This is a genomic window from Synechococcus lacustris str. Tous (genome assembly GCF_003011125.1).
GTDB classification, from domain to species: domain Bacteria; phylum Cyanobacteriota; class Cyanobacteriia; order PCC-6307; family Cyanobiaceae; genus Synechococcus_D; species Synechococcus_D lacustris.
Map to the genome: position 1 here is coordinate 1 of NZ_PXVC01000065.1, position 11490 is coordinate 11490.

Sequence of the window (11490 nt, forward strand, 5' to 3'; positions counted from 1 at the left end):
GGGCGGAATGGCCAAGGGCATCACTAAAAAAGGAAAGCTGCCGCAAAACCGCAAAGCTACCCAGCAAACCGCCTAGCCCCCCGGTGAGCAGGCCCCCCAGCAGGGCCCGCTGCATAAACGGTTGGGCAAGTACGCCAGCGCTATCAACCATGGTGCTGATGCTGATAGGCCACCACGTTTGGCCCATAGAGCTCAGCCAAGCGTTGGGGATTAAGGGCATGGGTTGGCGGCCCGCTGCAGCGCAGACAACGGTTTAAACACAACACCTGATCGCAACTACGGCGCACCATTTCCAGGTCGTGGGATACCTGCAGCACGGTCCACCCCTCCTGACGGCGCAATTGCAACAGCAATTCCTGAAATTGCTCACTGGCGGTGGCATCAAGCCCCGCCTGCGCTTCATCCAGCAGCAAAAGTTTTCGGGGCCGCACCACACAAAAAGCCAACAGCACCCGCTTGAGTTCGCCGCCGGATAGTTCGCTCAATAACTTTGCGCCCAGATTGCTAGAACCGGTGCGGGCTAGGGCCACAAGCACTGCAGCGCGGCGTTTTGATCGGTTACGCCACGGCAAGCGGGGGCCTGGGGGATCAAAACCAAAAGCAACGAATTCAGCCACACTGAGGGGGAAGCGTCCTTGGAGCGCAAAGGATTGGGGCAGATAGGCGATCTGGGATCGCACCCCATGGGGCAGTTCACCTGCAGGGCCCAGGCGATGCCCCAATAMCCACACCTCCCCCGTTTGACGTGGCAATAGGCCCAGCACTGCTGCCACCAAACTGGATTTACCGGCACCATTTGGGCCCACAAGGGCGGTATCACTTTCGCTTAGCAATTCAAAATTCACACCATCCACCACCAGCTGCCCGTCGCGACGAACACTGAGGTTTTCAACCCGCAGAACAGAATTATCCACCAAAAGCCTTGRTCAAATCAGCCACGTTGCTACGCATCACCTTGAAATAAGTAGCAGGATTTTGGRAAGCCTGCAYGCTGCCGGTTTCCATTGGRTCAAAAACACTAATTTTCACCCCCAGGTCTTTGGCAAGGGCATTGAAGGAACGTTCRCCCTCTTGGGGTTCACTAAGCAAAGCTTTTAGTTGGCTGCGTTTCACAGCAGCCGCCACCCGCATTAGATCGGCGGGGCTTGGATTTAGTTCTGGCACATCCACAAGAAAATCGACCTTGAGCTTGTATCTATCGGCAAAATAAGGGGCAAAATCATGGAAAGCCACAAAGGTTTTGCCTTGATATGGATTCAATTKATTGCTTATTTCAGCATTTAGTGTTTGCAACTTGGCTATGTAGGTTGCTGCATTGCGGCGATAGCTAGCCGCGCAACTGGGATCAGCCTTAACTAAACCGTCGCGAATATTTTCCACCTGACTAACGGCCCGCAGTGGATCAAGCCAAATATGGGGATTYACCTCACCATGGCTTGAGTGAGAGTGATTGGAGTGAGCTTCCTCTGCATGGCCCTCCTCTGCTGGTGAATCAAGGGTGGTAATGCCACGGCTTGWATCGATMACCAGCAAATCTTTGTTATCGGCGGAAGCAATTAGCTTGCCCAGGAATCCTTCCATCCCCAAACCATTTTTAACTAAAACTTTCGCCTGGCGCAGGGCGTTCAAATCTGCCGGTTTAGCTTGAAAATCGTGGGGTCCACTATTAGCTGGGATGAGGGCTTGCACCTCAGCGCAATTGCCTGCAACCGCCTTGGTAAACAAGCTTATCGGCATAAAGGTTGTAAGAACCTTGAATTGTTTTGAGCTTTCAGTTGAATTGCTACAGGCCCCCAGGCTTAAAACAATTACYAGCCAGGCAACTGGCCGAAAATGAGCAGAAATGAAGCCCATTGGCGAAGGGCGGCTTGAAAATGGTTTTCATTCTAACAAGGCRGCTTGCCTCGTYGGCTTGCTCAGTTCAAAACCGTGAGTTGCTTCAGGTTGAGRGCCTTCACCCAGCGGGCCAGGGCATCGGTGTCGGCYTTATCCGGCAARCAGATGCAACCCACCCCMGGCAGGCAGGTGTGGATGCCCAGGGCGCTGCGGGTGGTGGGGAAATTTGGCAGCARATCCAACCARTARCTGTTATCCCARGGCTCAGGCTCCCCTAAGCGGTAACTACCTGGYGGCAGGGGTGCTGCATTACCGGGGCTCCAAAAACGGTCTGCCTTTTGCTTTGCWGCAGCACCGCTGGCTGCRCGCCACCTGGCCACCACCTCACCATTGCGTTTGAGCTCCARATACCAAAGCTGATCGCCGTTAGCGTGACGGCCGGGCACCCTTCTGAAAACCAATTCAGATGMCCCTGGYTTGAGCAGAGCAGCCGTTGGCCCCCGATCACCGGGCAGGCTTGCCAATGCCGGTGACGCCACCAACAAAAAAGCAACCATCAATAGTGATCCACGCCAACGCCATGCCGCCATTGAGCCTTGCCAAGCTGCACACAGATCTATTTTTAATCATTCCCGTTAAGAAGCACGAGCAGTGATGCCAAACCAATTCCAATACGAACCGATCGAAAAATTTGGTGAGGGCCTCACCACCCGGCGCCCCTGGAACAACAARGCCCTTGCYGCCGTTGAACTTYTAAATGGMAGAGTWGCCATGGTTGGCTTTGCCGCAGCTTTAATTGGTGAATTAGTGAGCGGTCGCGGCCCCGCCGGCCAGGTGCTATCCCTAGTGAGTTGGTATTTACAGCTATGAACCCCAAGTTAAARGCAGTGGCCTATGTGGGCACTTGGGTGTTGATCTGGGGAACTGTTGCATCGCTTGCGGATTTAATTTTGCTTGATCGYGATATCTATGGCAGCGGCAGCCTTGGCCAAATAATCACATTTAGCTCCTACGGCGCTGCAACAGTTGTGTTGGCACTWAAATTAGCTAAACGTTTTTTAAAATYATRATTTTTAAAAWTWWSAGGCTTAATTCAATATTTCCTGCCACCAGCAACATCAAACTGCGGCTTTCCATCGGTGCCGATGGCGGMCGCCAAATCGGYGGTGTTGCCGGCAGATCTTCATCGGCAGGTAAACCGGTATCAACAACCCTTTTCCAACCGCTAGGTGAATTGGGAATATCAAAATGCAAAGCTTTGAARTAAGCATTCATGCCACACCAAAGCCTCGGGCCATCAGCAGCTGTTTGCACACTCCAGGCAAATCCATGGGACCAGCTTGCCCAATCGGGCTTACCAAGCTCCACCCCATGCCATTGSCGCCAGGGGWRTTGATTATTTTCAGCTTYTTCTAGRGGCACATCTGGATTAATAAATTCACGTAATAGTTGGCGCAGGCGCAGWAGCCTTTTTGTAAAAGTGCGTAGGTTTTCYGCCTCAACATCACTATCCCAATTCATCCAGCCCAAGGGATTATCTTGACACCAACARTTGTTATTTCCCCCTTGGCTGCGGTGCTGCTCATCACCCATGAGCAGCATTGGCACCCCAGGAGATATCAGTAAAGTAGTTAACATATTACGCATTTGCCGGCTGCGCAAATTATTTATACCGCGATCTGTGCTCGGGCCTTCCACGCCATGGTTCCAGCTGTTGTTATGGGAATCGCCATCGCGGTTATCCTCTCCATTAGCTAAATTATGTTTATCGTTGTAGCTAACTAAATCATTTAATGTGAAGCCATCATGGGCGGTAATGAAATTAATASTTCTACCTGCAGGTGCCGCCTTGCCGTTAAATAAATCKGGGCTGCCGCTCAAGCGTTCAGCCATATTCCAAGCGGTATTTTCATCGCCTTTCCAAAATCTTCTTAGATCATCGCGGTAGCGGCCATTCCAAGTGCCAACCCTTTTTGCTGGAAAATCACCGAGGCGATATAAACCACCGCAATCCCATGGCTCCCCCACTAATTTCACATCGGCAAGCTCAGGGTCGGCCTCCATTTCTTCAAATAGGGGTGGATGATCAAGGGGGGTGAGATTTTCACCACGGGTTAGGGCGGCACCGAGATCAAAACGAAAACCATCAACCCCTAATTCCAAAGCCCAACAGCGCATCGATTCCAGGATTAATTGCCTCACCAAGGGGCGATTTGCAGCAATGCTGTTACCACAGCCAGATACATCTTGATATTTGCGATCTTCTGATTGCAGGTAATAGGTTTGATCTGCAAAGCCACGCCAACTCAAGGTGGGGCCCTTATCACCACCTTCTGTGGTGTGGTTATAAACAACATCCACTATCACCTCAAGGCCGGCTTTATGGCAGGCCTCCACAAGCGAACGCACCTGAGAGCGCCCCTGTTGTGCATCATTGCCAGCCACRTARGCATGGTGCGGAGCAAACCAACTCAAGGGGCTATAGCCCCAATAATTCAAACGGCCAGCGGGGGCATCATGGGGGTCGAAGGCCATTGGTGGCAGCAGTTCCACCGTTGTAATCCCCAGGCTTAATAGATAGGGAATACTTTCAATTAGRCCTAAAAATGTGCCGCRATGATTAGGGCTAGCGGGGCTTTTATCAGCTTTAGTGAAACCGCCAGGGTGCAGTTCATAGATCACCGATTGTCGCCAGGGCCGCCGCGGCCGCGGGAAACGCTGGAAATCAAAACGCTCTCTTTCCGTTACCACCGCCTTCAAACAATTAGCCGTGTTTGGCTGATCGCCAGTGGCTAGTTCTCTGTTGTAAACATCCCAACCGCWAATTGCCCGTGCGCATGGATCCAAAAGCACCTTGGCTGGATTAAAACCATGGCCTGAGCTGCACTTAGGACCAAAAACCCGATATCCATAACAACAACCCAACCCAACTCCTTCAACAGCCACATGCCAGTAATCACCACTGCGGTGGTTTAAATCAAGCGGGATTACTCGATAGGGCTCCGCTGAGCTGCCGTTTTCAAACAACAACAACTCCASTTTGGTGGCCTGGGGGGCCGCCACCACAAAGTTCACCCCCGCTTCTGTGCAACTGCTGCCCAGGGGCCATGGCCTCCCAATTCCGAAAGCCATCTGCCCTCTGCCACAGTTCCAGATTAGCCACTGGCAGTTACTTCATTCCACCCATGGGCATTAGCCAACTGCGCGCCGATCTATGGGTTTTCCCGCCAAATCGCCATAGCGCTGGCGGTAACGCCTGGCTGCTGCGCAGCAGTGGCGGCTGTTCAGTGCTGGTGGACGCCCCACTTTTAAATGAGGAAAATCAGCTATTCCTTGAAAGCCAACCGCCCGGCTGGATCGTGCTTAGCCATCGCCAGGGCCATGGCCAGTGCAAACGCTGGCAGCAACTTTTGGGCTGGCCAGTGCTTTTGCAGGAACAGGAGGCCTACCTGCTGCCAAATCTTGAATTAACAAATCAAGCTGCCCTCCATTCATTCAGCCGCCAACACAGCATCGAACCTGGCCTAAATCTGCTCTGGACGCCTGGGCCAAGCCCCGGCTCCTGCGTTCTCCACTGGAGCCAAGGCCTGAATGATGTGTTGTTTTGCGGSCGTTTGCTTTGGCCCACCGCCGCTGGTGGGGTGTGTGCCCGCCCCAGCGATAACAATTTTCATTGGCCCCGTTTGCAACGCAGCTTGGAGCAACTACAAGCTTGGCTRCCTAGCGGTTCACCTGGGCAGATCGCTTGCGCCGCAGGGCTTGGGCCCCTGGCTGGGGCCAAGCTGGTGGAGCATGGCGCCCGGGCACTGCAGCTGAGAAGCATTGCGAATGCTGAAAATTAAGGTTGCACACTCGATGCAGGCTCAATACGATTGCKGGGTTCACTGAATTCGTAAACACTTTTATGAACAAAGCAGATCTTGTTAATTTGGTGGCCGCCCGCACCGACCTCACCAAAACCGATGTTTCCCAGGTTGTTGATGCAGCCATCGAAACGATCGTTGATTCAGTTGTGGAAGGCAAAAAGGTATCGATCCTTGGCTTTGGCTCCTTTGAATCCCGTGAGCGTTCCGCCCGCCAGGGTTTGAATCCTAAAACTGGCGAAAAGATCGCCATCCCAGCCAAAAAAGTGCCTGCTTTCACCGCTGGCAAACTGTTTAAAGAGCGGGTTCAAGGCTGATTCACCTGCTAGARGCGCTCCCCGCTCATCTGAGGGGGGAGCTTTTTATTGCCCAGGCTTRCCGCAGCCAACGGCAGCGTGGTCGCTTTGCMCCCACCCCTAGCGGCCCTTTGCATCTGGGCAACCTGCACACGGCATTGCTGTCGTGGTTGTTYTGCCGTTTGCAGGGGGGGGAATGGTTATTGCGCATCGACAACCTCGACACACCCCGGGTGCAAGCCGGCGCAGAAGCGCAAATAATTGCTGATCTGGCCTGGCTTGGTTTGGCTTGGGATCCACCCATCTGGCGCCAAAGTGAACGCCGAGGTTTATACGCCAGCATTCTTTCAGCCCTGCGCCGCAGCGGTGCGCTTTACCCCTGCCGTTGCAGCAGGCGGATGTTGGCCCATCTTTCCGCACCCCATGGTGCTTGGCCCCTTTACCCGGGCACCTGCCTTGATAAACAGCACAGCTGGGGGGAAGAACAAGCCAAATTACCSAGCTGGCGCTTGCATTTGCCCGCCACTGAATTGGAATGGCAGGAGTTGGGCAATTACCCAAATAAATTAAATGGCGCAGAGCAGGTGGGGGATGTGGTGCTGCGCCGCGCTGATGGCTATGTGGCCTATCACCTYGCCACTGCCGTAGACGAATTGTGGATGGGCATTAACACGGTTGTGAGAGGAAGCGATCTTTGGGTTTCCACAGGTCCCCAGGTGGCACTAATGCAAATGCTTGGCCAAACAGCGCCCCAGTATTGGCATTTGCCGCTGCTCTTGGATAACCAAGGCAACAAATTGGCAAAACGCGATCGGGCCTTAGGAGTAGCCAGTTGGCAAGCCCAAGGCGGCAGCGCCGCACAATTAATTGGCAAATGGGCTGCTCAAAATGGCTGGATAGCACCAGGCAGCAGCATTAGCGCCCAAGAATTATTAGAAGAACTTAAAAACAAACCAAAAAATTTTTCAMTAAAGGCCCTAAAACAGCAACTTCTTTAGAATTAATTCGGGATCAAGTGTGCATATTCACACCATTATGGATGCAGGTTTTTTGTTTCCATGGGTTCAGCAGTAGCAGTTTCGAAAGCCACCATCACCTGTGTTTGCTGTGGCGGCAGCGGYGTGCTGCGCCAAGGCAGAGACTCCTACCGCACTTGCCTGCCCTGCCTTGGCAAAGGTTTCCAGTTGCCTACAAAGCTCAAAGCTTCGCCCGCTTTTGCCGCCAGATGAAAAAGGCTGCGGTAGCAACTACCACGGCTAAGGGTGCTGCCGTAAGAAGCAGCAGAATAACGGCGGTCCAATCGGTGTACATCGGCGTGTTGAACAACAAGTTGGGCGCATCCATCATCGGTGCTGCCTTGCTGATTTCACCAGTTCAKGCGGGAGTTGTATTCGACAACTGCAGCACTGCCAGTGATGGCAGCATCACCTGCGATACCCGTCCCACCGGCAACACCGCCACCGATGCMGTGGATGCCCAATACGGCTTAATGGAYCAAGCCAGCCCRGGCTGGAATGAATTCATGCCATATCAAGGTTTCGACGACGACTTTGGCGGCAACTGGACCTAACAAACAACTTCAATTGGCCCAAGCGGTTSCCTTTGGTGGTTGAGCCGTAGCTGCCAGGTTGGTARTTGGGGTTGTTGCCAYARSGGYGCAAAACATTTTTCYGCCGGTAGATGGCCATAAAAAGCCAGCACCATGGCTGCCACYTGCTTGGCTGWTAAGGCACCACCCCCCTGTTGGCGCTGTTTAGCCTCCGCCTGCAAACGCCARCGCATCACCCGCCCATAACTRGGGGGACGCAGCAATAAAAGGCCATCAAGTTGCTGCCAAAKKGSCTGGTATGGCTGAAGCGTTGGCACACCTCTTGCACCCACACACCAACCCTCCAGCAAAAGCAAATCCCCAACCAAAGGGCGTTGGCCTTGGCGATCACCAGCACCAGCCRCTAATCCCTTAACAAAACAAGGGGCCATCGCCTTACCGTGCTGGCGAAAATCAGCCAACACTTGCTTCAGTAGTGGTAGATCGTGGCTGCCCGGTAAACCGCGTTGATACTGCTGTAATTGCGGCTGGGGCCAATAAAGATCATCAAGGGAAAGGCTGGCCACACTCAGCCTTRYTTGCAATTGGCTTGCCAACCAACTTTTGCCACTACCCGGCGGGGCACACAAGCCCAAWATTTTCTGGCCAGCAGCAGCGCGATCAACACACCATTGCTCTAACAAATCAATACTTGAAAACAACTCATCCCTCCTATTGGGGAATCATCAGAGGCATGGGATCAAGGGCAACCCAGCCATTTCCTAGGCGTTCACGCCATTCGAAATGTAGGTGGGGGCCACTGGCAACACCAGTTTGGCCAACCCGCCCCAATAGGGARCTSGGCTCAACCTGATCACCAGGTTTCACATCAACGGCCGAAAGATGGGCATACAAACTTTGATTCAACTCACCATGGGCCACAACWACGGTGATGCCATAGCCAGAAATTGTRTCTACTAAAACCACTCGGCCGCTTTTAACAGGTCTTATGGCCTCCCCCTCCGGTGCCATCAGATCAAGGCCAGCATGCATGCGCCAACCCTTGCGGCTTTCTGAATAGCGCCATTTAAAMGGGCTGATATCCAGGGCTGGTTGATCGAGGGGGTAAAACAACAGAGCAGTGGCTCCAGGCTGTTTTTTAAAAGCCAAGAACCCTATTGGTGGTGGTGGAGATGGCATAACACGAAAACTTTCTTCCAGATGGGCAGGCAGTTTTGTGTTTGTGCCCAGATCAGCCACCGGAGTGCTGCTTGGAATTAATGGGGGCTTACTTTCAGATGCAAGCCCCAGGGTAAGGAGAACGCCAATTGGCAAACAAAACCAGCGAGCCAGTGATAACTTGCCAAMCATGGGCAAYKGCTGTTGCAACTGCACCGTTGTAGCTGCTTTAACTGATAACMACCAGGGTTTAGGCAGGGCCGCCCACCGCTTTTTCCAAACGCTCCATCACCCGCTCCAAGGAGAAACTTGCTGCCTTTTGCCGTGGCGGATAGGCCTTAAAAGTGGCAAGRAATTCAGCCACATAGGACTGGGCTGGCACAATCAAAAAGATATGGTCGAAAATCCAATCCCAGTARGTATTGGAGGTGAAATCWGCCCGCTCATAGGGATCGGTGAGCAGATTAAATATCTTTGGCACGCGTAATTCAATAAAAGGTTCTGCCCATATTTGGCACGTACCTTGAACACGTTGTTCRCGRAAYACAAACTTCCAGTTGTCGTATCGCAAACCCACTAAATCACCATCATCKGAGAAGTAGAAAAATTCACGYCGGGGGCTTTTATCTATTTTACCAGTCCAAAAATCAAGCATATTATAACCATCAAGRTGGATACGGAAGTTTTTATTTCCCACCTGATAGCCAGTTAGYAATTTCTCCTTAATATCTGGTTCACCCGCTGCTGCAAGCAGGGTWGGCAGCCAGTCWAGGTGGCTGCAAATTCCAGTTATGTTTGTGCCTGGGGCAATYTTTCCAGGCCAACGCACCATTGCTGGAACTCGATATGCTCCCTCCCAATTAGTGTTCTTTTCACTGCGAAAAGGCGTCATCCCAGAATCTGGCCAGCTATTCATATGGGGGCCATTATCTGTGCCATACATCACAATRGTGTCGTTGCTAATCCCCAACTCATCAATGAGATCAAGCATCTCCCCGATGCATTCATCGTGGTAGATCATCACATCGTGATATTCMGATTGCCAGCGCCCTGATCTGCCCACATCTTGGGGGCGGGCATAGGTGCGGAAGTGCATATGGGTGGTGTTAAACCACACAAAGAAGGGTTCGCCAGATGCAACTGCATCACGGATAAAACGCTTGGCCTCCGCCATAAATTCATCATCTGCCGTTTCCATCCGCTTCCGAGTTAGAGGCCCAGTGCTTTCGATGCGCTGGCTGCCATCTGGATTAGCCCAACAATGAAGCACRCCTCTGGGGGCAAAACGCTTGCGAAAATTAGGAAACTCGGGATCATCCTCCTTTGGGTAATCCCTTAATTCAGGTTCCTCTTCTGCATTGAGGTGATATAAATTACCAAAAAATTCATCAAAGCCATGCATTGTTGGCAGATGTTCATCGCGATCACCGAAGTGATTCTTACCAAATTGACCGGTGCGATARCCCTGGGGTTTTAATAATTCAGCAATGGTTGGATCATCATGGTGATAGCCATTTTCGGCACCRGGTAAACCAACTTTTGATAAGCCGGTGCGGTAAACGCTCTGGCCACTAATAAAAGCAGATCTACCAGCGGTGCAACTTTGCTCCGCATAATAGTGAATRAATTTCGCACCTTCATTCGCCACRCGGTCGATATTGGGTGTTTGATATCCCATCAAGCCATGGCTATAGCAACTCAAATTGCTTTGGCCGATATCATCACCCCAAAGAATCAGGATGTTTGGCTTTCCGTTTGGCATCAATAAYTCCGYTYAACYAGATTACCCTAGGCAGGCTYAATCAAATCGGCAACCTTAAAACAAACAGTAGTTAACGCAATTGTTAAGATCACGTAAGTGATTATGGCAAGTTTAATTCCGATCAAATGGCCCCCATGGGTGCTAGCAAATAACAGGGCTAARCCTGGATTGCGCATSGCCACCAGCAAAGCGGCTGTGCGGCGATTGCAGCCARCRCCTGTTGCAAGCCCATAGCCAATTGCAAGGCTTAATGCCACAAGCACAACCATYAAAACAAGCGCASTTAAATTTGTTGCAATAAATGCCGGCARATCAGGGCCTATTTTCACAAGCAACACCACTAGTAATAACGCCAACAAGAAATTTGCCAACCTCTCAAGATTTTTTTCAATTCGRCTGGCAAAAATAGGTTTATAAACTCGAATTGCAATACCAATCAATAGGGGTAATACCTGAGCAGTTAACACTTGAATGGCCACATCTGCGGGATCAATCTGCCAACCTTCAATGGCAAATAGGGAGCGAAAAAGGCCTGCTAGCAAWGGCACTGAGATCACCGCAGCCAAMGCTGAGCAAACCTGMAACACCGCTGCAAGCTGACGATCACCGCCAGCTYTAGCTGCCTTGCGCAAGGTAAGTGGCGCGCTTGGGCAGAGGGCCATCAAGGCAATTGCATACTTTGAAGCTGGTGATAAACCAGCAGTTAATGGTGATTGCAATAGCATTAATGCCAATAGGGGCACAACCACACAGGAGGCCACCAAAATGCGCAATAAAAAGCCTGGCTGTTTAATCCATCCCAGTAAATTTTTATTATCAACGCTCACCCCCAAGCTAAGCATTATTGTGAATAATGTTACTTTAACTAATATTTCTGGCAGTAAATTCATCTTCCAGTGCCACCAATCATTAATAAAACAATCGCCACAAGGCCAATCAAAGTAATCATCACCGCAGTGGCAGCCGCAAGCGAAGGCTCCTCCTTATAGGTAAATTCCTGCCGTGATAAGCGCTTCAGATTTTTAC

Annotated in this window: 13 protein-coding genes; 5 read left to right on the top strand and 8 right to left on the bottom strand. The window is 51.6% G+C overall.

What is annotated here, in order from left to right; translation table 11 throughout:
- From C7K08_RS10695 to C7K08_RS10705, 3 genes are all read right to left on the bottom strand, one after another.
- Positions 1 to 151: metal ABC transporter permease (locus tag C7K08_RS10695; protein WP_193464833.1), on the bottom strand; the 151-nt coding region annotated here is incomplete at its 3' end.
- Positions 144 to 914, bottom strand: a complete 771-nt coding sequence (locus C7K08_RS10700; protein ID WP_106500618.1) for a metal ABC transporter ATP-binding protein — start codon at positions 912 to 914, stop codon at positions 144 to 146. The genes C7K08_RS10695 and C7K08_RS10700, both read right to left, overlap by 8 nt.
- Entirely contained in the window at positions 907 to 1854 is a 948-nt protein-coding gene (locus tag C7K08_RS10705; protein WP_106500607.1) for a metal ABC transporter solute-binding protein, Zn/Mn family, read from the bottom strand. Before C7K08_RS10705 ends, C7K08_RS10700 begins: the two co-directional genes overlap by 8 nt.
- Before the next feature lie 636 nt (positions 1855 to 2490).
- On the opposite strand from C7K08_RS10705, the gene C7K08_RS10715 reads away from it, so the two are divergent.
- Positions 2491 to 2706: a chlorophyll a/b-binding protein gene (locus C7K08_RS10715; protein WP_106500608.1), complete on the top strand. Its 216-nt coding sequence runs from the start codon at positions 2491 to 2493 to the stop codon at positions 2704 to 2706.
- Positions 2707 to 2883: 177 nt separating this feature from the next.
- On the opposite strand, the gene C7K08_RS10725 is transcribed toward C7K08_RS10715, so the two are convergent.
- Complete coding sequence (locus C7K08_RS10725; RefSeq protein ID WP_106500610.1) at positions 2884 to 4968, bottom strand: glycogen debranching protein; 2085 nt, start codon at positions 4966 to 4968, stop codon at positions 2884 to 2886.
- Positions 4969 to 5021: 53 nt separating this feature from the next.
- Between C7K08_RS10725 and C7K08_RS10730 the strand changes: the two genes are divergently transcribed.
- From C7K08_RS10730 to C7K08_RS16450, 4 genes are all read left to right on the top strand, one after another.
- Complete coding sequence (locus C7K08_RS10730; RefSeq protein ID WP_106500611.1) at positions 5022 to 5678, top strand: MBL fold metallo-hydrolase; 657 nt, start codon at positions 5022 to 5024, stop codon at positions 5676 to 5678.
- Positions 5679 to 5740: 62 nt separating this feature from the next.
- Positions 5741 to 6016, top strand: a complete 276-nt coding sequence (locus C7K08_RS10735; protein ID WP_106500612.1) for an HU family DNA-binding protein — start codon at positions 5741 to 5743, stop codon at positions 6014 to 6016.
- 5 nt (positions 6017 to 6021) lie between these two features.
- Entirely contained in the window at positions 6022 to 6993 is a 972-nt protein-coding gene (gene gluQRS, locus C7K08_RS10740; protein ID WP_162842904.1) for a tRNA glutamyl-Q(34) synthetase GluQRS, read from the top strand.
- 155 nt (positions 6994 to 7148) lie between these two features.
- The gene (locus C7K08_RS16450; RefSeq protein WP_241537214.1) at positions 7149 to 7565 is read left to right on the top strand and encodes a hypothetical protein; all 417 of its coding nucleotides are present in this window, start codon (positions 7149 to 7151) and stop codon (positions 7563 to 7565) included.
- On the opposite strand, the gene C7K08_RS10750 is transcribed toward C7K08_RS16450, so the two are convergent.
- From C7K08_RS10750 to C7K08_RS10765, 4 genes are all read right to left on the bottom strand, one after another.
- Positions 7562 to 8245, bottom strand: a complete 684-nt coding sequence (locus C7K08_RS10750; protein ID WP_106500614.1) for a hypothetical protein — start codon at positions 8243 to 8245, stop codon at positions 7562 to 7564. The two genes, C7K08_RS16450 and C7K08_RS10750, sit on opposite strands and share 4 nt — an antisense overlap.
- Positions 8246 to 8255: 10 nt before the next feature.
- A complete protein-coding gene (locus tag C7K08_RS15540; protein WP_161955890.1) occupies positions 8256 to 8657 on the bottom strand; it encodes a M23 family metallopeptidase in 402 nt (133 codons plus the stop codon).
- 295 nt (positions 8658 to 8952) lie between these two features.
- The gene (locus tag C7K08_RS10760) at positions 8953 to 10464 is read right to left on the bottom strand and encodes a sulfatase-like hydrolase/transferase (RefSeq protein WP_106500616.1); all 1512 of its coding nucleotides are present in this window, start codon (positions 10462 to 10464) and stop codon (positions 8953 to 8955) included.
- A gap of 26 nt (positions 10465 to 10490) precedes the next feature.
- On the bottom strand, positions 10491 to 11354 hold the full coding sequence (locus tag C7K08_RS10765; RefSeq protein WP_106500617.1) for a bile acid:sodium symporter family protein: 864 nt from the start codon (positions 11352 to 11354) through the stop codon (positions 10491 to 10493).
- Positions 11355 to 11490 lie beyond the last annotated feature (136 nt).